The sequence below is a fragment of the Rufibacter latericius genome (assembly GCF_003721515.1).
Lineage (GTDB): Bacteria > Bacteroidota > Bacteroidia > Cytophagales > Hymenobacteraceae > Nibribacter > Nibribacter latericius.
Window position 1 is genome coordinate 226,631 of sequence record NZ_RJJD01000008.1, and the last position, 21,011, is coordinate 247,641.

Sequence of the window (21,011 nt, forward strand, 5' to 3'; positions counted from 1 at the left end):
CGGGCCTAAATCTTTCTGAGTCACCTCAGCCCTACCTTTCCTTCCTGTCTCTTTTCCTTTGATATAAGAGAGTGAGCCATTTTCGGTAACTTTGGCAGAACCCCTTTTGCCTCTTATCTTTGAGGTGGCTTATCCTGCATTTATGTCTTCTCCCGTTACAGCTCTCATTATTGGAGCTGGTCCGGCCGGTTTAACGGCTGCCCATGAATTTCTGCAACATACTCACGTGCACCCTTATGTGGTAGAAGCAACAGATCGCATCGGCGGAATTTCGGCAACCATCAATTACAAGGGAAACCGAATGGACATTGGCGGACACCGCTTCTTCTCCAAATCTGACCGGGTAATGGATTGGTGGCTTTCTATTCTGCCTTTGCAATTAGAAGCGGGCCAAACCCTTGGTGCCCTAAATTACCGCGGGAAAAGCAGAATCATCCCCACGGTTTCTGCCACGGACCCATCCGCCGGAGACAATGTCATGTTGTTGCGCCAACGCAAATCGCGGATTTTCTTTCGACGCAAGTTCTTTGACTACCCTCTTTCTTTCTCCGTGGGAACCCTTACCCAATTGGGGATAGGATGGTCCACCAAAGCCGTTCTGAGCTACCTGAAACAGGTAGTAAGACCCATCCCGCAGGAAAAGAACCTGGAGGAATTCTTCATCAACCGGTTCGGCAAACACCTGTACCTGACGTTTTTCAAAGCGTACACTGAGAAAGTTTGGGGCGTGCCTTGCCAGCAGATAAGTGCCGAGTGGGGAGCACAACGCATCAAGGCCTTGTCCATCACCCAGGCGGCGAAACATTTTTTGCGGCAACAGTTCTTTTCGCCATCGGCAGACTTTACCCAGAAGGAAACCGAGACTTCCCTTATTGAGCAGTTCCTGTACCCAAAATTAGGCCCAGGGCACCTTTGGGAAGTTGTTACCAAGCAAATAAAGGAGCAAGGCGGTGAGGTGCACATGCAGCAGAAGGTAGTAGGGCTAGAGATAAAAGAAAACAAGATCGTATCGGCTACTATCCTGGATAGTACCACGGGGACTACCTATCAGGTGGAACCGGAGTACGTGATTTCTACCATGCCCATCCGTAGCCTGATTCGGGCTTTAGGGGATGTGGTACCCTCCGATGTTCGGGAAATTGCGGAAAACCTTCCCTACCGCAATTTCATCTCCGTTGGATTACTCTTGCATAAATTAGCTATCCAGACCGAGGACAACCACTTGATTCAGGACAACTGGATTTACATCCAGGAGCCCGATGTACAGGCTGGCCGTCTGCAATTATTCAACAACTGGAGCCCGTTCCTGGTCACAGACCCAGACAAGGTGTGGCTGGGCGTGGAATACTTCTGCCAGGAAGAAGATGCTCTCTGGCAAATGTCAGAAGCAGACTTGCAGCAATTAGCCCTTGAAGAACTGGATAAACTAGGCATCATCTCCGCGGATCAGGTTATTGATGGCACTGTGGTCAAAATGCCGAAGGCCTACCCTGCTTACTTCGGCTCCTATAATGAGTTCCCCAAAGTGCAGGCGTATCTGGATAACATCGAAAACCTGTTCCTGGTGGGCCGAAACGGTATGCACAAATACAACAACCAGGATCACTCTATGCTCACAGCCATGCTGGCAGTGGAAAACATTGCAGCCGGCAGAACAGATAAAGCGAATCTTTGGGAGGTGAACACCGAGCAGGAGTACCATGAACATGCCGCTGATGAAAAGTAGCATTCGCTTAGGTAACTCAACTTTTGCCTTACTTTTTACCCTGGTTTATGGCCTGTTGTTAGCTTGGTTCATGAGTTACCATGAAATGTGGTTTGACGAAACGGAACCATGGCTTTTGGCACGTTATAGCGAATCTTATGCTGAACTGCTTTACAACAAACGGTTTGAAGGGCATCCAAACCTATGGTACAGCCTATTATTCGTTATCACCCAATTCACTACTACCTTAAAGGCTCTCCAGATTACCCAAGGCATCTTTGCGGTTGGATTCGTGTATGTGTTCCTGCGTTTTGCCCCGTTTTCCCGTCTGATCAAACTTCTGATCTGTTTTGGGTACTATGGGCTTTATGAATATGGAATCATCAGTAGGCTGTACGCTATTGAAATGCTTTTCTTGTTTTTGGTTTGCACCTTCTATCCTAAGCGCTTCTTCCACTGGTACAGCTACATTCTCCTACTGGTCCTACTCGCCCAAACTAACTTGTTCGGCTTTTTTACGGCTGGAGTACTGGGTCTCCTGCTGTTTTCTGAGGCTTTAGGGATATGGAAAGAAACTCCAAATTGGAAATCTCCTTCTGTCTGGCAGAAAACAACAGGAATCCTCCTTTGGACGCTAGGCTGCTCTTTCTCCTTATGGAGCATGGTGCGCCCAAACGAAGGCAATGGATTGCCCTACACGTTCTTTCACCCCTACTATGTTTATCAAGCGGCCGCTCGGGTTTGGCAAGCCTTTGCACCTGTACCTGAGTTCAGCACTTCTTTCTGGAACACGTCTTTCCTGCCCGTAAGACTTGAAATACCCTTGACTGCCTTACTATTGGTGGTACTCTTTGGAGTTTTCTACCGTACCAAGCGCTTGTTGATTTGTCTCTTTGTCCTATTTTTTGCTTTATTCTGTCTTTTTGCCTTAAAAATGGAGGGCAGTATGAGACATCATGCTCATTTCTTTTTTTACACCAACGCATTTCTTTGGCTGAAAGTCCACTATAATCAAAGCAACGTAGAACCGGCCCCGAACAAGCAAACCCCGTTGCGCCAAGACAAATTTGTATCCTTCAGTTTGCCGGTCTTTGGGTTTCTACAACTTTTTGCCGGGGTGTACGCCCTTAAAACAGAAGTAGAACACCCTTTTTATGTAGGGAAACAGGTAGCACAGTTCCTAAACACGGTGCCTACTCACTATATCCTTGCCACCGATGAAGGAGTGGCGAATTCTAATATTACCGCCTACATAGGTAGACCAATTTTTAACCTTCCAACAGGCAATCTTAAAAGTTACTATACGCTTGACCCCTACGAAGTAAATGACTTGCGACCCTATGTTTTACTAGACTGGGCTATGGCTTTGGCAAAACAAAAACAAACACCTGTTATATTAATTTGCCGGTCAGAACTTCCTATCCAATGGGCTAGTGCTCCGGTTCAACCCATTGCCATTTTCAGGAAGGATTCTATTACGAAGTTTGCCTTTTTCCTTTATCGGATAGACCCACTTCCCCTTTCAAATAGAAACATGATGGCTGAATATCCTGCCATATTAAAGGACTAATTGGCGCCTTGCTCCATTGAAGAAAACCAGTAAACCAGCTACATGCGCCTACCTTCCCAAAACAGCTTGTTTGCCCTGGTATTTACAATGCTATACGCTTTGTTGCTGGCCCGACTCATGCCTTTTCACGAACTTTGGTTTGATGAAACCGAGCCTTGGTTGTTGGCTCTCTACAGCAATTCCTATGCAAAACTTCTTCAAAACAAGGTGTATGAGGGACATCCAAATCTCTGGTACAGTTTGTTGTTCGTAGTCACTAGGTTTACCCAAGACTTACGTGCTTTACAAGTGTGTCAGTTTGGCGTTGCGGTAGGGTTTGTCTTTGTTTTCCTGAGGTACGCACCCTTTCATTGGCTCCTCCGGATATTATTTTGCTTTGGCTATTATGGCCTGTTTGAATACGGCCTCATCAGCCGCCTGTATGCGTTGGAGTTACTGACCACTTTTCTGATCTGTGCCCTGTACCCCACCCGTTTTAGGACTTGGTACCTATTTCTTCTGATATTGGTAGTTAATGCCCAAACCCATCTTTTTGGCTTGTTTTTCTCCGGTGCTATTGGTATTCTACTGTTTTCTAAAGCATTTGGCATTTGGAAAGATTCCCCGCAACACCAAGTCCTTTCTCAAGCAAAGCGATGGACTGGGATTCTCATTTGGATTTTTGGCTGTACTTACGCAGTATTTAGCATATTACGCCCTGCAGAATCAAGTCATGTGATGCTTAATCTCAGGGCACTTACTAGGCCTTGGCAGGCTTTCTACCCGATCCCCCACTTTCTCGTGGACTTCTGGAACTCCTCTACCTTGAGCCCTTCCTTAGCAGGTTATACTTGTGAAGCCTTCTTGTCCTTAGGGATTATTCTGTTTGTGCTGCACTGTTTTAAATCAGTGAAACGGCTCTTCTTGCCTTATTTGCTTTTGATAGGTCTCCTAAGCTCCTTTTTCGCATTCAAGTATGTGGGAAGTATCAGGCATTTCGGGCACTTCTTTCTCTTTACCTTAGCCTTCACCTGGCTCCTTTACTTTTACCGAAACACCTCTCTTAAAGCACGTATTGCGTTTACCCGACTGCAAACATTTCTTTTCCTTGCTACTTCTATCCAGTTGATTGTGGGGGCATATGCAACTTATATAGACGTTAAACATCCTTTCCACCCAGCAAAGAAAACGGCGGCATTCCTGAAAGAGCAGGTACCGGTTTCAGACATTCTCGTCTTGGAAGATGACATCATTCCATCCTCCATTGTGGCCTATTATGGCAAGCCAATCCTTTACCTACCTAAGTTAAAACCAAGTTCTTTTTTCCAGCCAGGCAGTCTGGAAAAAAACGAGTTAAGTCTCTATCAGATGCTGGATTGGGCATGGGCCCTCGCCCATAAAGAAAACAGGCGGGTCATACTGGTTTCTTCACAGGAGATTGACCTTAATTGGTATTCTTTACCAGTAACGGTTTTTGCACGCTTCGATGAACCTACAATCACGGCGCATTATTTCTTATTGTACCAAATAGACCCGCTTCCATTGCCCCAGAAAGACTTTGTGGGTGGAACGCCACAAGGGGCACCATCACAATCTCTCATTCCTTAAAGACATATCGTTTGCGGCCTGAATTCTGGGAAACCATTCAAAAACGATAACGCACCTGTACCCGCACATCAGTGCGCTTGGGCCCTTGGATTTGCTCTAACCCAGAACTGACGGTACGTTGCCCGCGGTAGTGGGTATGACTTAGCTTAACCCAAAAATCTAAGTGGCGGGAGATGCCTTGCTGAGCCAACAGGTACACATGGGTACCTCTACCAGCAAAGGCGGGGATTGAAAAGGCATACAGCACATCCTGTTCTGGTACATAGAGGCGAGTGTCATAATCATCGGTATGGAAAAGGGCGTATCGGGCGCTGAGGCGGGTGGCTTTGTATTCCCAACTCACATCCTGAGAGGTGAAAAAACCGGTTCTGCTGGGGCCGCTTTGCCGGAAACGGCTGGCCTGGACTCTGGAACGTAACCGGAGGGTCGGCAGAGGACTTACATCCAGGAGCAATAGGAAGCGATGGGCATGGGTATCAGTTACCTGCCGAAGGGCTTCCCCTGCGTTGGTTTGGTTGCGGGCTTTGCGTTCAAACTGGTACTGGCCGTAAAGCAGCGTGGTTTTGGAGGGCATGAACTGCAACCGTACTAAATATTCTTCTCCATCAGAAGGGGCATCTACCCGGTAACGGAGCCATGGGAAGGAAAAGCGGTCGTAATAGCCGGTGAGTTGCCATCGGTTGCTTAGTTTCAGTTTAAGACCGGTATACAGCCCGTTTTCGTTCTGGTTTCGGCTTGCCTCGCCAAAAGCGGATCCGTACAGCGTGTGGAATTCACGGGCGTAATACCGGTACAGCAACGCCACTTCCACTTTCTCAGACAAACTCGCCAAGACCCCATTCACGGTACCCGAAGCGCCATTTCCTGAGCGGGCGGTTTCCCCGAAGAAGTTAAGATTCTGCCACAGATAACTGTAGTGCAGCCCCACCGCCGTGTTCTGTTTCCCGCTGAAGGTAAACATATTGTACGGCTCTGGTTTTTGCTGCAGCGCTACATTGAAGAAGGTGTGCAAAGCCGTTAGCCCAAAGCTGAAAGTTTGTTCAGGATTCCGGTAGGTGACATTGCCGCCCAGCACCTGTTCCCGCTCCCTCTGCCGATTAGCCAACTCAGTGGGCGTGCGGTGCAGGCCTGAGGTTTGAAGTCCGCCTAACTCTACTAAGGTAGTATCTTCTTGCAAATTATTTCCGGCAGAAGCGTCTACCCTGCGATTGGAGTAAAACAAAGTGGTTTCAACTCTCCGCCAATGATGCGTGGTGGCAACTCCCCGAAAAAAGTTGGCTTCCAATGAGGAGGTATGCGGCCGAATGCCCAATTGGTTGCGCCGGACAGTAGTAATGGTCTCGCTGCCTTTGCCCACGCCCAAGCCGCTGGAGAGCAGCAAGCCCTGCCCAAACTGAAGTTGGTAATCACCCAAGGCGATGGTCTTGAAGGCCCCTCGGTCATACACCTGGGCGTGCGCCGAGAGGAAATCGAAGCCGTAGATCCGTTGGCCGAGGTTCCACGTGAAGGACTCTCCCGCATCTTTCTCGGCGGTGACTCCGAAGCTGAAATCCTTCGGATGGCTTAATCGGTACCGGAGCAGATATTTATCCGGAGAACCTACGTAACGGGTGATGGACCGTCCTTCGGGCGGAGTGTAGCCCCGGCGCTCCTGCAAAGTGCGGTCATACCTGAATAGCCACGTGTGGGTATCGGCATTCTTTAGGCGTTCTTTCCAGGAACGTTGCCCCATCTGGCCCATGGCGGCTAGGGTGACAAACGGAAGTAGCCTCCGGATGGTCAGCAAATCAAACCCAGGGATGGCCTGTAGTTCATAGAGGCTGATCAGGCGGCCGTTCTCTTGTATGTGCTGCAACAGAGCAGAAATCTGCCCCTCGGAAAGTAGCCAAAGCCCCCGGAGCTCGTCTCTGGAAGCTCGGTTCAAATCCAAAGGTTGGCGGTAGTACTGAAGGAGGGTTTCGTAAAGGTCTTCGTAGGAAACGGGGTTCTCATCGTCTTGCTGCGCGAAAAGCTCCTGCACCAGCAGTTCCACATCTACTGCGGGTCGGGGAACGTCCTGGCCAACTACCCTCTGTTTTAGGCCCCAAATCAGGAAAAGAAGCAAAAAGCAGAACCTCATGGCTGCAGCTCCTTCTTCAACTGATAAGCCACAGACAAGTAATTGCTGATGCCCAATTGATGTTGCGTCCCTAGAGCATAGGCTACCTGGAACTGCTTGAAACGAACATCCACGCCTGCGGCACCCGCCCGGGTTCCGGTGTTAAACCCGGTTCTCAGACCGAGGGCAGGAAGCAAACGATATTCGATACCGCCTTTAACCGCCACCGGGTACTCCAACTCTTTTTCGACTTCCAACACCAGCAGCACTTTGGTAGCTGCCTGAAAACTTAGCCCAAGTTTCATGACGGTGGGTACGCGCTCGTCTTCAAACTCGGCCAGTTTGGCTTGGTTCAGGTTGTAGATGTGTGCCCCGAAGGAAAGTTTGGGTAACAGGTCAGACTGGATTCCCATGCTCAGGGCCACCGCTTTGCGACTGCCCCACTCCTGTACCCGCACCTGTAACAGATCGGCTTTCAGTCCGAGCCGTACTACACCCAATTGGTGCGCCAACCCGATTCCTAATCGCTGCTCATTGTACAACTCCCCACCAAAGCGCTGCACGTCTACGCCAATAGCCCCGAACCTTGTCGTTGGGTACACCCCCAGCAAGCCCACGGTGGTAAGTTCTTTCAGGGAGAATCGGTTGTGGGCGTAAGCGCCTAGTTCAGGTTTCTTCAGGGCCGCTATGCCCGCGGGATTGTTGCTCAACGACCAGACATCGGCTAAGGTCACCGCGCCTCCGCCCAAACTCACGGCCCGCGCTCCTACCGCTGAATTGTTGATTTGCCCTTGGGTATACAAGGGATGGCACAGTAAAAGGAGAAGCAAACCAAAACGTAGAAGTCGCGGCATAGACAGTGGACGTGGTGGGTCTCTGCTTTACGAATCTTCCTTTAAAATGGTAGTCCTTAAATATTTAGTTTTACTATATTCATACAACCTATTCCTTCCTATTGCCTCAAAATTAAAATCCATGAAAAGAATTTTTACGGCTCTCACTTCCACGGCTTGCCTTGGATTGCTATTGTCCTTCTCGGCGCCCTCTCAACCATCCAAGGAAGTTACGTCCCTTTCCAACCCACAATGTACCGCCATTGCTAAATCAACGGGAAAACAGTGTAAGAACAGGAAGTGGGGAAAATGCGAGCAGGTGCTTTGCTATGTGCATTGCAAGTAGACTTACCTTTAGACAGCCCAGCCGCCATGTTGGTGTTTTTCACCAACAATCCAGACGCAGACGCCTTCCCGCTTGCTGGTGAAAACATGCAGCAAGGGCGAGGGTATGATTTTGACCCTGAGGCAGGGAAGGTAGCCTACTAGAAATACAGAACCCTTTCACTTTTGAGACAAAAAAAAACACCCGGAGACTCTCCGGGCGTTTTTGGTCTATTTCTCAGAAAAGAGGCCTGAAAAAGCTTAGCTCTTCTGCTTTTTGGTTTCTTTCTTGATCTTGGTCTCGTTCTTTTTCTTCTTGATTTTGATCTCAGAATCGGCGGTTTCCACTTCCATCTTGCCGGTCATGTTCACGTCGTTGATGGCGGGGTTGAACGTGTTATTCGGGTTGCCTTTGTCAACCAGGGTCATCTCATTCACCAGGTGACCAGCGCCCGCGAGTTTGTCAATCACGAAGAGCACGTATTTGATGTCTACGTTGATGCAGCGCTTGTACTCTGGATCGAATACCAGGTCACCGGTCATGGCTTCCCAGTTTCCGTCAAAGGCCAGGCCTATCAACTCACCGCGTCCGTTGATCACCGGCGAACCGGAGTTACCACCCGTGATGTCGTTGTTGGTGATGAAGCCTACACGTAACTCGCCGTCCTGCCCGTACTTACCGTAGTCTTTCTTGTTGTATAGCTCCATCAGTTTAGCCGGCACAATGAACTCCGGGTTGGTTGGGTCTTCTTTCTCGGCGATGCCCTGCAACGTGGTGTAGTACTTATATTGTACGCCATCGCGCGGCTCGTAGTCTTTCACGGTTCCGTAGCTTAGACGCAAGGTAGAATTAGCGTCTGGGTAGAACACTTTGTTTGGGTGCATTTCACGCAGACCGGCTACGTACAGACGGTTGGCGCGGCCCAAAGCGGCATTGTACTCATTCAGCTTGGGCAGAACGTTGTCTTGGTAATTGGTTTGTACCGCCCGCATGAACTTGAACGCTGGGTCTGTTTCCAGGGCCTTTTGCGTAGGATTGGCCAAAAACGCGTTGGCTTTCGCCTCAGAAGAAAGCAGGGATTTGCTGTATACATCGGCGCCCCACTTCTTAAAATCACCTTTGTAGGTAGCCGTCAAGTCTTTGAAGATGTCGGCGTGCTGCGCTTTGGGCACATCGTTGAAGTACATCTGCATCAGCTCGGCGAAGATTTTCTGGTCAGAAGACTTCACGAAGCTCGCGTAAAACTCCTTGTTCATGTCTTTGTAGGCCGTTACCAGTTCCTGCAGTTTGGCCTTGTCCACGTTGCCGGCTTTGAGCAGGTTGTAGAGCGGGGTGTACTGGTAGGCGTGCGCAATCAGTTGGGGAGCAAAAGCAGCCTCGGTGCGGTAAATAGCCGACAGGTTGTAGGTGCGCTGTCCGGCGTAGGAGGCGTTAATATCTGCCAGGGCGGTGCCATAAAGGGCTTTGCGGTTAGCATTCCCGTTGGCCCATTCCTGGAAGGCTTTCTCCTCGGCGGCTTTTTTGTCCAGCGTTTTCATACGCTTGATGCCTTCGTTCTGCCCAATGTAATATTTGTAGTAGTTGCTGATGCTGGCGTAGTTGGAAGCCAGTTTCAGGCGGTCAGCGGGCGATGCATCCATGGCTTCTTTCATCAAAGCCAAACGGCGCTCGCGCAATTTGATACGAGCCGGATTGGATTGCTCCACCGCCATACCTAAACCAGAGCCAGCCATAAAGCGCGTGGTTTTACCCGGAAATCCGAAAACCATGGAGAAATCGCCTTCCTTCACGGGGCTCATGGAAACCGGCAGGTGGTGCTTAGGACGGTACGGTACGTTTTTCTCAGAGTACTCGGCGGGCTTGCCGTCTGGGCTCATGTACACCCGGAACATGGAGAAGTCGCCGGTATGGCGCGGCCACATCCAGTTATCCGTATCGCCCCCGAATTTCCCGATGCTTTCCGGCGGAGTTCCCACCAGGCGCACATCAGAGAAACGCTCGTACACAAACATATAGAACTCGTTGCCATTGAAGAAATCGCGCACGTATGACACGTACTGACCGTTGTTCTTGGCCGCATCGGCGATGGATTTGGAACGCTCGGTTACCAGACGAGTCCGCTCCTGCTCTGGCGTCTGTGGCGTGATGCTCTGCAACACCTGGCCGGTCACGTCTTCCATGCGCACCAGAATGTCAACGAAGAGGCCTTCGTTTTTCTTCTCCTGTTGCTTGGTCATGGCCCAGAATCCGTTCTTCAGGATGTCGTCCTGCGGAGTGGAGTTAGACGCGATGGCATCATAGCCGCAGTGGTGGTTGGTGAGCAGCAGACCTTCCTTGGACACGAACTCGCCGGTACAAAAGCCTCCGAACTGCACAATGGCGTCTTTCAGGCTGGCGTTGTTCACGTTGTAGATTTCCTCGGCGGTCAGTTGAAGGCCTTGTTTCTGCATATCCACGTGGTTGAGGCGCTTTACCAGCAGCGGCAACCACATGCCTTCATCGGCGCGAGCCGTCATGGACAAGCTCAGGCAACCTAGAAGAAGTAAACTATAGATCTTTTTTAGCATAACGTGTGTTAGTTAGAAAACCCAAAGGTAAGGATTTGTGACTTTTTTTCCCGAAACTAGCAGCATATGCAGGTAATCAACTGGCTTTTCAGGCACCTTTTCCTAGGCATTGTGTGGGTGTACCGCTACATGATTTCGCCGCTTACGCCGGGGAGTTGCCGTTTCACGCCCACCTGCTCGGCCTATGCGCACCAAGCCATCGTGAAGTACGGGCCTTTCAAAGGAGGTTGGATGGGGCTGAAAAGAATTGGGCGCTGTCACCCCTGGGGCGGGCACGGGTATGATCCGGTGCCGTAAAGGGTTGGGTTAGTTAAATCTCGGTTCCTGGGGGTTTCTGCCTTGATTTCGGAAAAGGGGCCTAAAACAGGAAAAGCAAAGTTCCTTGGCAAGCAGCTCTTCCCCAATCAAATTGATCTGTACAGAAAACTATGTTGTATCAATTTTCCCGCCCTGCCGTTAAGGTTATCTAAGTTTTTATCCAATGCCCTTCACCTTTTCCCACCCGGCTGTTGTCTTACCGTTTATTGGACTGAAGTACCGCTGGCGCTCGGCTACCGGGCTGATTGTGGGCAGCATGGCCCCCGATTTCGAGAAATTCATCCGAATGAGTCTGCATGACCCGCACAGCCATACCTGGAAAGGCATTTTCTACTTCAACCTGCCCATGGGCATTTTGCTCTGCTTTGTCTTTCATTTAATAGTACGGAATACGCTTATAGATCACCTGCCCAACTTTCTGCGGCTTCGGCTGAACCGATTCAAGCGGTTTAATTGGCTTCCTTATTTCAAAAGGCATTGGCCGGTGGTGATTTTGTCGTTGCTGGTGGGCATTGTCTCGCATCTTACCTGGGATTCCTTTACCCACCGCACCGGTCTGGGTGTGCGGCTGTTTCCTTATTTGGCCGAAGATGTTTTGCCTGAGCCCTTCACCCGACCGTTGTTCTCGCTTTTGCAGCAGGTGCTGTCAGTGGTGGGAGGCTTTGTGATGGCGGTCTTCCTATCCGAGTTGCCCAAGGAGGAACGGTCTCTGGAGAAGAAACCTTTTTGGGGCTTCTGGTTAATGTCTGGGGTGATTGTGTGCGTGGTGGTGGCGCTCTGGATTATGGCGGGCGGGAAAATGAACCGATATTACATTATGATAGCAGCCCTCTCGGCGGGTTTGCTTAGTTTGATTATTCTACCTTTCTTGATCAAAATCAAAGAACAAATTTTATCCAGAACATGAACGAGTTTTTGCAAGCGGCTTTAGAAGAGGCGAAAAAAGGATACGAAGAAGGCGGCATTCCCATCGGGTCTGTGTTGGTGCACAAGGGCAAGATCATCGGGCGAGGTCACAACAAGCGCGTGCAGGACGGCAGCGCCATTCTCCACGGCGAGATGGATGCGCTGGAGAACGCGGGCCGGCAACCGGCCTCGGTATACCGCGAGTGCATCCTGTACACTACCTTGTCGCCGTGTTCTATGTGCTCGGGCACCATTTTGTTGTATGGCATCCCTAACGTGGTAATAGGTGAGAACAAGTCGTTCATGGGCGAAGAAGAACTGCTGCGCTCCCGAGGCGTGAACGTGACCGTTGAAGACAACCAGGAATGCTTCAGCCTTATGCAGAGGTTCATCCAGGAGAAACCCGCGGTTTGGAACGAAGACATTGGGGTGTAGCTTCGGTTTTTTTGTTTAGAAATAAAGATTGAGGTGTGTCCTTGGGTTTAAGGCCCGTTTTCTGAAAACAGGCCTTAAACCCAAGGACACGTTTCTTTTCAGCTCTTCGGCGGGAATCCACAAACTTTACGGGGAACGTATATGTTATGAGAGAACCAGCACGTTCCTTATCTGTACTGCCATGAAACGCCTTCTTTTCTATTATCTATTTTTGTTTTTGCCTCTGCTCAGTTGCCAAAGGGCCGCCGAGAAAACCGGTCAGCAGGATGCTCCCGCTACCTCAGTAGCGGTCACCCAGACCACCGTCACTGATCCGCAGCAAACCAAGAACCCCTATTACTCCCGCACTGACACCACCAAACTGCACGTCTCTGATGCCGAATGGAAAAAAGTGCTGTCTCCGGATGTTTACTACATCTCCCGGAAGAAAGGCACCGAGCGGGCTTTTACCGGCAAGCTCTGGAACTTCACCGGCCGAGGCACCTATTACTGCGCCGCCTGCGGAAACAAACTGTTCCGGTCAGATGCCAAGTTCGCGAGCGATTGTGGTTGGCCCAGCTTCTTTGAAACCATCCGGAAAAAGGCGGTCATCTACCAGGCAGACAACTCGTTTGGCATGGAACGGATTGAGGTCTTGTGCGGCCGCTGCGACGGGCACTTGGGCCACCTGTTTGATGACGGCCCCGAGCCAACCGGCAAGCGTTACTGCATGAACTCCGTCGCTTTGAACTTTGAGCCAGACGGAGCCTTCCCCGCAAATTGATTTAAGTAAAAACCCCTTTAGAAAGCTCCACTGTCAGTACTGGCGGTGGAGCTTTCGTTTTGGGCTTATACCTGGGAAAACAGGCCAGAAACAGCCTCTTTGCGCTTTATTGATAACCCAAGGGCAGCAGTGTCGTTAAATAAAGTTCTGGTCACGCCAGAAAACAACATTCATCACCCTATAACCAGACCTTCATGAAACGTTACCCCTACCTCAAATGGTGTGTGCTTTCGGCTTTGCCGTTAACGTTTGTTTTCAGCAGTTACTATCCTTTTACGTCTTCCACCGAGGCCCCCACTCCTGTCGTTTTCAGCCCTTTGACCCATCTGGCCAAATTACCCAGTGCGGTGGTGGAAAGCTCGGGCCTGGAAGTGGCCGATAAGCCCAATACCTATTGGACGCACAACGATGCCGGCAACGCCCCCATCCTCTACAAGATAAATGAACAAGGCAAACTGCTGCAGGAAGTTACCATAGAAGGCGCCACCAACACCGACTGGGAAGACCTGGCCCGTGACACGCAAGGCAACCTTTACATTGGCGACATGGGCAACAACAGCAACAAACGAACCGATCTGCGCATCTACAAAGTATCGCTTAAAAACGGCTTCAAACCGCAGGTGATCAAATTCACCTATGAAGACATGCCCTCAGGGAAAATTGAGAAGGCCAACCGAAACTTTGATTGTGAGGCTTTTTTCTGGCAGAACGGCAAACTGTACCTCATTTCCAAAGACCGCGGTGCCTCGCGCTTCGCGAAGATGTACGAACTCTCAGATGACGCCGGCACACACACAGCCCGCCTCATCGGGAAGAAAGAACTGCCCGGCTTGGTTACCTCCGCCGACCTCAGCCCCGATGGCCGTCGCCTGGCGGTCCTGACTTACGGCAAACTGTACCTCTACCCCGTGGCCAAAGGTTCCACCCAGTTCTTCGGACAGAATCCCCAGGTGCTGGACTTACCTAAAATCGGCCAGGCCGAAGCGGTTCTTTTCAAAGACAATCAGAACCTGGTCATCACCAATGAGGAAGGAAACCTGTTCCAGTACACGTTGTAATTGCCCTGGAAGCATAACAACAGAGAAGCCTGAAAACAGGAAGGTCCCACAAATTTCTCTGTGGGACCTTCCTGTTTTCAGGCTATTTTCTATAAAGTAACCCCTAACCTGTTAGGCAGTGACTTTTCTGGGTGTTTTAGGTTGCCGAGCGGCATAGAATAGAACGGCAATTCCCACCAAAACCAATGGAATACTCAGCCACTGGCCCATGTTCAGAGGCAAGGCGTTTTCAAACTCCTCTTGGTTTTCCTTCAGGAACTCCACCAGGAAACGGAACGAGAACAGCAGCGTCACAAACAACCCAAACAGCAGTCCGCGTACCTGGCCGGCACCGCGTTTCCAGAGCACATACAGCAAAATGAACAGGAACACGCAGAAAAGGCTTTCATACAACTGCGTTGGATGGCGCGGGTCTACATAAGCCGGTACACCGTTGAACAGCTCGTTGTTGCGCACAAACTTAAACGCCCACGCCACATCAGTGGGCCTACCAATGATCTCAGAGTTCATGAGGTTCCCCAGCCTGATGCAGGCCCCACCCAGTGCGGTCACAATCACAATACGGTCCAGCACCCAGAGGTAATCAAACTTGTATTTGCGGCAGAACAGGTACAGTGACAGCAGAATACCTATGGTACCGCCGTGGCTGGCCAGACCGCCCTCCCAAATCTTTAAAATCTCCAGAGGGTTAGACAGATAATACCCCGGGTCGTAAAAAAGACAGTGGCCCAGACGCGCGCCAATCACCGTACCGATGATCATGTACATGGTCAGGATGTCCACGTCTTCATCGGTGCGGCCGTCTTTGCGGTAGATGTATTTCTCAATGGGTTGGGTGAGCACAAAGGCCATGGCAAACAGCAGACCGTACCAGCGTACCGTAACCGGGCCAAGCGAAAAAATATCGGGCGAAACGTCCCAGGTGATGAAGTTCAGCATGTAGAAACCGTTAGTGGGGCTAAAATTACAATTTAATCTATAGGGGGCAAGAATCAGTTCTGCTTCTAAGGAAACACTTTACCCGAAAATGATGTTACTTTGTGGGCGCAAACCTGAAAGTGTAGGTTTTGTGTGCTCTAGTGAGGGCGGAAAAGCATTGGCCAGACTGCCTGTTAGATTTATAAACCATATATGTCAACTGTAACTACTGATATCTGTATTATTGGCGCCGGGCCGGTTGGGCTTTTTGCGGTGTTTGAAGCAGGTCTTCTTAAAATGAAGTGCCACGTGGTAGACGCCCTGCCCCAGGTAGGCGGCCAGCTTTCCGAGATCTACCCTAAGAAACCCATCTATGACATCCCGGGCTTCCCCTCTATTCTAGCGGGTGACCTGATCAAAAACCAGATGGAGCAGATTGCCCCCTTTCACCCTACCTTCACCTTAGGCGAACGCGTAGAGGACCTGGACAAACTGGAAGACGGCTCTTTCAGGGTAGTGACCTCAGAAGGAACCGAGATTTTCTGTAAGGTGGTAGTGATTGCCGGTGGCCTGGGTTCCTTTGAGCCCCGCAAGCCAGCAATTGAGAACCTGACCAACTTTGAAGGCGGCAAAGGCGTTAACTACATGATCCTGGACCCAGAGTACTACCGTGACAAGCGCGTGGTGCTGGCCGGCGGCGGTGACTCTGCCTTGGACTGGGCCATTTACTTAGCGGATGTAGCCAAAGAACTTACCCTGGTGCACCGCGGCACTACCTTCAGAGGAGCCCCTGAGTCGGCGGCCAAGGTTTCCAGCCTGGCCGAGGAAGGCCACATGCGTTTGCTTTTGAAATCGAACGTGACCGAGGTACACGGCAACGGGCAACTGAAAGCGGTAACCCTGGTACCAGACGGAGCAGATCCTTACGAGATAGAAACTGATTACTTTATCCCGCTCTTCGGGTTGGTGCCTAAATTAGGGCCGTTGGAGAACTGGGGACTGGAACTGGAGAAATCGGCGATTGTGGTGAATACGGTAGACTACAGCACCAACATACCGGGGGTGTACGCCATCGGCGACATCAACACGTACCCGGGCAAGCTGAAGCTAATTCTTTGCGGTTATCATGAGGCAGCCCTGATGGCGCAGAGCGCATACTCTTTTATTTACCCAGACAAGAAATTCGTTTTGAAATACACTACCGTGAACGGAGTGCCAACCATGTAATGCCATGCAAGAAGACATCACTGTTTACGTAGAGACCCCAGAAGGCGAGCGCGTTGCCGTTCCCGTGCCCACAGATATGGGTTTGAGTTTGATGGAAGCCCTGAAAGCCAACGAGTTTGACATTCTGGCTACCTGCGGCGGCATGGCCCTTTGTGCCACCTGCCACGTAGAACTTCTGGAGGCTCCTGAACTGCCAGAACCATCTGACGACGAATTGTACATGCTGGAAAACCTGCCCAACCTGCGGGATACCAGCCGTCTTTCGTGCCAGATCAGGGTGACGCCAGCCCTAGACGGCATGGTGCTACGCGTGATGTCTGACCACTAAGCATCCTATTTTTCAGAGGCAGAAAGCCCTGGCTGTTGCAGTAAATGCGTAGCCGGGGCTTTCCCGTTTTAGGCCCGTTCTCAGGAAAATAGGCTTAAAATCCTTTTTGCCAGCAAGCTATTTTCATAATAAATAGGAGTTTTTAGCTTAAAGAATTCTTAATATTCCCTTTAAATACAAATTTTTAATTATTTCTTGCAGATGAGATAGCGTTTTTTCAATCTCTCTCTGTATATTCAGAAAAAGATTAATACAAGAAAAGATATCCTATTGAATACTCTAAATATCCCCTTAAGATGGAATTACTTGCGTATGAAAGCGCCCAGAAAATCTGGAGGCAAGTCTCCAAGGAATCAACAGCTCCGGAGATAGATTTTGAGCTGGAGGTCCATAAAAAACTACTGAACATCTTTCAGGTTGGAGATTACTATTACTTCATCTTCAACTGCCCCGAAGCCAGGATAGAATTCGTCAGTGACAACGTCCAAGACATTCTTGGGTTTCCTCCGGAGAATTTCACCGTGCCTGAAGTGCTCAACCGCATTCACCCCGATGATTTACCCTGTTTCCTGAACTTTGAGAATGCCGCCAAAGAATTCTTCCTCCAGTTGCCGGCGGGCAAGAGCCTGAAGTACAAGGTGAGGTATGATTTCCGCATCAGGAAAGCCGATGGGAATTACCTCCGCATTCTGCACCAGACCGTCACCATTCAGGCTGATGAGGCTGGTGCCGTGCTACGCTCTTTTGTGGTGCATACAGATATCTCCCACCTGAAGCACGAAGGCAAACCGGTTCTGTCGTTCATTGGCCTTGACGGGGAACCCTCTTACATTGACGTGAACGCCAAGCATGTTTTCTGCTCAGATAAAGACATGTTAAGCAAACGGGAGAAAGAAATCCTATCTCTGCTCATTTCTGGAAAACATAGTACCGAGATCGGAAAGAAACTGTATATCAGTCAGCATACGGTTAACACGCACCGCCGGAACATTCTGGCCAAAACCGGGTCAGCCAGCACCTCAGAACTGGTGGCCAAAGCGGTGAGGGAAGGTTGGTTGTAAGAAATTACCTTTTCAGGATTCCGCCACCATCGGCTAAAAAATCCATCTATCGCATTCTACCTTATCGGGCCGGTAATTATTCGGGCAACTTTCCGCTATTCGTCTGCTGATTTTCTCTTCAGTATCTTCCTCTTCTGTCCATGAGCCTTCTGCCCGTTTTCTTGCCCTTTTCAGGAAACCAGCCCTAAAACGATAATCCTTTCATTCTCTTCATTTTAAGGAGAACGCTTTAGGGGTAAGTTGTTAAGGTTTTGTTAAAAACTTCCTTTTTAGAAGAGGCACTGTAATTTTCACGTGCCTCTTCGTACTAATGCTTTGACTGAAAAAATACGGATGTTTTTTGGAGAGCGTAGCCCCGGGCCACGACTTCGGGACTTTCCTCCAGTATCTTTGCAGCCGCTAAAAGCAATCTTCTTAAATTCTGTATGAAAAAACTTCTGCTCTTAACCTTGTTAAGCTGCGCCGCCTCTGCCCCGCTCTGGGCGCAGAACCCAGTAAATTCTCCACGTCCACAAACCAACCCTGCTGCGGGGGCACCTGCTGTTCAGGCGGCCTCAGGAACAGGAAAAATCATCGGCACCATTGTAGACTCTACCAGTGCTAAACCGGTTGAGTTCGCCACCATCGCCCTGATTCAGGCGGGTACCGGCAAAACCGTAGACGGTACCGTCACCGATGAAAAAGGCCGCTTCTCCTTGAACAGAGTCGCGCAGGGTACCTATACCCTTAACATCAGCTTCATTGGCTACGAAACCAAAGAACTGAGAAACGTCTCTATTTCAGCCAACGACCAGGAAGCCAACCTGAACAGAATAGTGTTAAGGGCTTCGCAAACCAGGCTTCAGGAAGTAACCGTGGTAGGCGAAAAGCCTTTGATTGAAGACAAAGTAGACCGTTTGGTGTACAACGCCGAGAAAGACATCACCAACACCGGAGGCACCGCCGCCGACGTGATGCAGAAAGTACCGTCAATCTCTTTAGACCAGGACGGAAACATCCAGATGCGCGGTAGCGGAAACGTGCGCGTGCTTATCAACGGCAAACCTTCTACCGTAATGGCCGGCAGCGTGGCCGATGCATTGAAGCAAATTCCCGCTGACGTGATCAAAAACGTGGAAGTGATTACCAGCCCATCGGCGAAATACGATGCTGAAGGTACCGCCGGAATTGTGAACATCATCACCAAGAAAAACAGCTTGCAAGGGGTAACCGGATCGGTGACCTTGACTGGCGGTACCCGCGCCAGCAACGGTAACGGAAACGTAGGCATCAAGCAAGGGAAACTTGGCATCAACGTGAATGCGGGCGTGAACAGGTTCTACAGCAAGGGAGGCATGGAAATCAACCAGATGAACCAGACCAAAAACATCACTACCGGTGAGGTGTTTGAGAACAATGTGGCCCAGGTAGGCACTAGCACGGTTGATGGTATGTTTGGGTTTGGTCAGCTAGGTCTTGAATATGACCTCAACGAAAAGAACAGCCTTGCGGCAGGCATCAGGGTAAATACCGGAAGCTTTAAGATGCGGTCTCACCAGTCTGCCACCACCACCATTGCCGAGCAAAACGAGGCCCAAACTGGTTTTTCAGACCCCACACTGGTAGATGAATATAACCTGTCCATGAAAAACAACAACAAACGGTTGAGCATGGACCTGAACCTGGACTTTACCCACCAGTTTAAAAAGCCTCAGCAGGAATTAACGTTATTGGCGCTATACAGCCAGACCGATCAGGATAATAACGTAAACCAAACCAGGTATGAAGTGGAAGGACCGTTAAGATCTATCACCCTTAATGAAAATGAAGGATTGAACAAAGAACTTACCTTCCAGGCAGATTATGCCCACCCCATGCCTAAGAACACCTTGCTAGAAATTGGGGCAAAAGGCATTCTACGCGATGTCTCCAGTGAGTCCCTGTATGACGGTGTAGACCTGAACAGTGGTTTCAATTATGACCAGAACGTGATGGCGACGTACCTTTCTTATGGGTTCAACCTGAACAAGAAAACCGCCCTGAAGTTTGGCGGACGCTACGAGTACACCGATGTGGCCGGAAATTTTGACAACCCAGAGCAGGACTTCACCACCAACTATGACAACTTCATCCCTAACGTAACGCTGGCGTATGACCTGAAGCCTAACATGAAGTTGCGGACTTCGTTCACCCAACGGATCCAACGACCGCAATTGTTTTTCCTGAACCCGTACCGTCAGCAGCAGGGGCCAAATGTGGTAGTGTACGGTAACCCAAGACTGGATGCTGAGTTAACCGATTCTTACGAGATCAACTACAGCACCTTCTTTAAAACTACCTCTATCAACTTATCGGCGTACATGCGGGTGACTGATAACGCCATTGAGTCTGTTTCTGATGTGATTGACGAGATCACGTACGTAACCTTCAACAACATTGCTAAAAACAAGACGTACGGCACTACCCTTTCTGGTTCAACCAAGCCCATTCCGGCCTGGAACATCAACGGTAACCTGAACCTGTACTATGTTGATCTGAATGCCCCGTTTGCCTCAAATTCTGGCTGGATGTACAACATCAACGTGAGTTCGGGCTACACGTTCGGGAAAGGAATAAGTGCCCAGTTCTCTGGTGGTTTCAACTCTGACCGTATTCAATTGCAAGGAATAGCTTCCTCTTTCTCTTACCACAACCTGGCTATTCGGAAGGAACTGTTTGAGAAAAAAGGTGCCTTGAGTCTGGGAATGGATAATCCGTTCAGAGAGGCTTTAAGATTCGAAAATGAGTTATCAGGCAGAAGCATTACCTCAGGCCAGCCGTTTAGAACCAACTCTTTGGTAACGCAATATAATCGCGGATTCAGGGTAACATTTGAATACCGCTTCGGGAAATTGCAGCAGCAAGGTCCGCCTAAGCGCAAGAAATCCATCCGCAACGATGACGCCAAGCAAGGCGATGGTGGTGGGGTTCAATAACCTTTCTTAAATAATAAAGAGAAGAGCGATGCCGGTGCGGCATCGCTCTTCTCTTTTAAGGGTATTTCTAAAAACCGGGCAAAAAGAAAATCTTCTCAAAGAGCTTCAAATATATGATCAGTATATATACAATTAATACTATATGTCTCACGTTTGTTTTTCCAGACGGTCCTGCCTCAGTTTATCCCTACTTTCAGAAAAATGGCTCCAAAAATATTATCGCGGAGGGAAGCAGCTTATTCTTTAAGTGGATGTCTTTGCCATAATCAACCCCTTTTCGCCAGTGAATTTATTTCAACCTGCCGCTAAACCATTCATCTTTTTAAATGTCCAAGAGCTGTGGCCTAATCATCTAAGT

The 21,011-nt window shown here is 49.7% G+C and carries 17 protein-coding genes; 13 read left to right on the plus strand and 4 right to left on the minus strand.

What is annotated here, in order from left to right:
• Window positions 1-142 precede the first annotated feature (142 nt).
• The 3 genes from EFB08_RS13020 to EFB08_RS13030 are packed head-to-tail and all read left to right on the plus strand — an operon-like array spanning window position 143 to window position 4,862.
• A complete protein-coding gene (locus tag EFB08_RS13020) occupies window positions 143-1,726 on the plus strand; it encodes an NAD(P)/FAD-dependent oxidoreductase (RefSeq protein ID WP_123127942.1) in 1,584 nt (527 codons plus the stop codon).
• Window positions 1,701-3,275 carry a hypothetical protein gene (locus EFB08_RS13025; RefSeq protein WP_165864889.1) on the plus strand — a complete coding sequence of 525 codons (1,575 nt, stop codon included), beginning with the start codon at window positions 1,701-1,703 and terminating at the stop codon, window positions 3,273-3,275. The genes EFB08_RS13020 and EFB08_RS13025 overlap by 26 nt, the downstream gene beginning before the upstream one ends.
• A 42-nt stretch (window positions 3,276-3,317) precedes the next feature.
• Window positions 3,318-4,862, plus strand: coding sequence for a hypothetical protein (locus EFB08_RS13030; protein WP_123127400.1), 1,545 nt, complete (start codon window positions 3,318-3,320; stop codon window positions 4,860-4,862).
• Window positions 4,863-4,899: 37 nt separating this feature from the next.
• Here the strand turns inward: EFB08_RS13030 and EFB08_RS13035 are convergent, their stop codons facing one another.
• Both EFB08_RS13035 and EFB08_RS13040 read right to left on the minus strand, forming a co-directional pair.
• Window positions 4,900-6,981 (minus strand): ComEA family DNA-binding protein, encoded by a 2,082-nt coding sequence (locus tag EFB08_RS13035; RefSeq protein WP_123127401.1) that lies wholly within the window; start codon window positions 6,979-6,981, stop codon window positions 4,900-4,902.
• Window positions 6,978-7,814, minus strand: a complete 837-nt coding sequence (locus tag EFB08_RS13040; RefSeq protein WP_123127402.1) for a PorV/PorQ family protein — start codon at window positions 7,812-7,814, stop codon at window positions 6,978-6,980. Before EFB08_RS13040 ends, EFB08_RS13035 begins: the two co-directional genes overlap by 4 nt.
• A 288-nt stretch (window positions 7,815-8,102) precedes the next feature.
• Between EFB08_RS13040 and EFB08_RS23350 the strand changes: the two genes are divergently transcribed.
• Window positions 8,103-8,282, plus strand: a complete 180-nt coding sequence (locus tag EFB08_RS23350) for a hypothetical protein (RefSeq protein WP_125077737.1) — start codon at window positions 8,103-8,105, stop codon at window positions 8,280-8,282.
• A 96-nt stretch (window positions 8,283-8,378) separates the two neighbouring features.
• Here the strand turns inward: EFB08_RS23350 and EFB08_RS13045 are convergent, their stop codons facing one another.
• Window positions 8,379-10,685, minus strand: a complete 2,307-nt coding sequence (locus EFB08_RS13045; protein ID WP_165864890.1) for a S46 family peptidase — start codon at window positions 10,683-10,685, stop codon at window positions 8,379-8,381.
• A 66-nt stretch (window positions 10,686-10,751) separates the two neighbouring features.
• Between EFB08_RS13045 and yidD the strand changes: the two genes are divergently transcribed.
• The 5 genes from yidD (at window position 10,752) to EFB08_RS13070 (ending at window position 14,165) form a co-directional block, all read left to right on the plus strand.
• Complete coding sequence (gene yidD / locus EFB08_RS13050; protein ID WP_123127403.1) at window positions 10,752-10,982, plus strand: membrane protein insertion efficiency factor YidD; 231 nt, start codon at window positions 10,752-10,754, stop codon at window positions 10,980-10,982.
• A 184-nt stretch (window positions 10,983-11,166) separates the two neighbouring features.
• Window positions 11,167-11,910, plus strand: coding sequence for a DUF4184 family protein (locus EFB08_RS13055; protein ID WP_123127404.1), 744 nt, complete (start codon window positions 11,167-11,169; stop codon window positions 11,908-11,910).
• A complete protein-coding gene (locus EFB08_RS13060) occupies window positions 11,907-12,344 on the plus strand; it encodes a nucleoside deaminase (protein WP_123127405.1) in 438 nt (145 codons plus the stop codon). Before EFB08_RS13055 ends, EFB08_RS13060 begins: the two co-directional genes overlap by 4 nt.
• A gap of 181 nt (window positions 12,345-12,525) precedes the next feature.
• Window positions 12,526-13,107, plus strand: a complete 582-nt coding sequence (gene msrB, locus EFB08_RS13065; protein ID WP_123127406.1) for a peptide-methionine (R)-S-oxide reductase MsrB — start codon at window positions 12,526-12,528, stop codon at window positions 13,105-13,107.
• A 194-nt stretch (window positions 13,108-13,301) separates the two neighbouring features.
• Complete coding sequence (locus EFB08_RS13070) at window positions 13,302-14,165, plus strand: esterase-like activity of phytase family protein (RefSeq protein ID WP_123127407.1); 864 nt, start codon at window positions 13,302-13,304, stop codon at window positions 14,163-14,165.
• 111 nt (window positions 14,166-14,276) lie between these two features.
• Here the strand turns inward: EFB08_RS13070 and lgt are convergent, their stop codons facing one another.
• Complete coding sequence (lgt, locus tag EFB08_RS13075) at window positions 14,277-15,104, minus strand: prolipoprotein diacylglyceryl transferase (RefSeq protein ID WP_123127408.1); 828 nt, start codon at window positions 15,102-15,104, stop codon at window positions 14,277-14,279.
• Between the two features lie 192 nt (window positions 15,105-15,296).
• On the opposite strand from lgt, the gene EFB08_RS13080 reads away from it, so the two are divergent.
• From EFB08_RS13080 to EFB08_RS13095, 4 genes are all read left to right on the plus strand, one after another.
• Window positions 15,297-16,310, plus strand: coding sequence for an NAD(P)/FAD-dependent oxidoreductase (locus tag EFB08_RS13080; RefSeq protein WP_123127409.1), 1,014 nt, complete (start codon window positions 15,297-15,299; stop codon window positions 16,308-16,310).
• Between the two features lie 4 nt (window positions 16,311-16,314).
• The gene (locus tag EFB08_RS13085) at window positions 16,315-16,638 is read left to right on the plus strand and encodes a 2Fe-2S iron-sulfur cluster-binding protein (RefSeq protein WP_123127410.1); all 324 of its coding nucleotides are present in this window, start codon (window positions 16,315-16,317) and stop codon (window positions 16,636-16,638) included.
• Between the two features lie 296 nt (window positions 16,639-16,934).
• A complete protein-coding gene (locus EFB08_RS13090) occupies window positions 16,935-17,699 on the plus strand; it encodes a helix-turn-helix transcriptional regulator (protein ID WP_123127411.1) in 765 nt (254 codons plus the stop codon).
• Between the two features lie 425 nt (window positions 17,700-18,124).
• Window positions 18,125-20,653 (plus strand): TonB-dependent receptor domain-containing protein, encoded by a 2,529-nt coding sequence (locus EFB08_RS13095; RefSeq protein ID WP_123127412.1) that lies wholly within the window; start codon window positions 18,125-18,127, stop codon window positions 20,651-20,653.
• Window positions 20,654-21,011 lie beyond the last annotated feature (358 nt).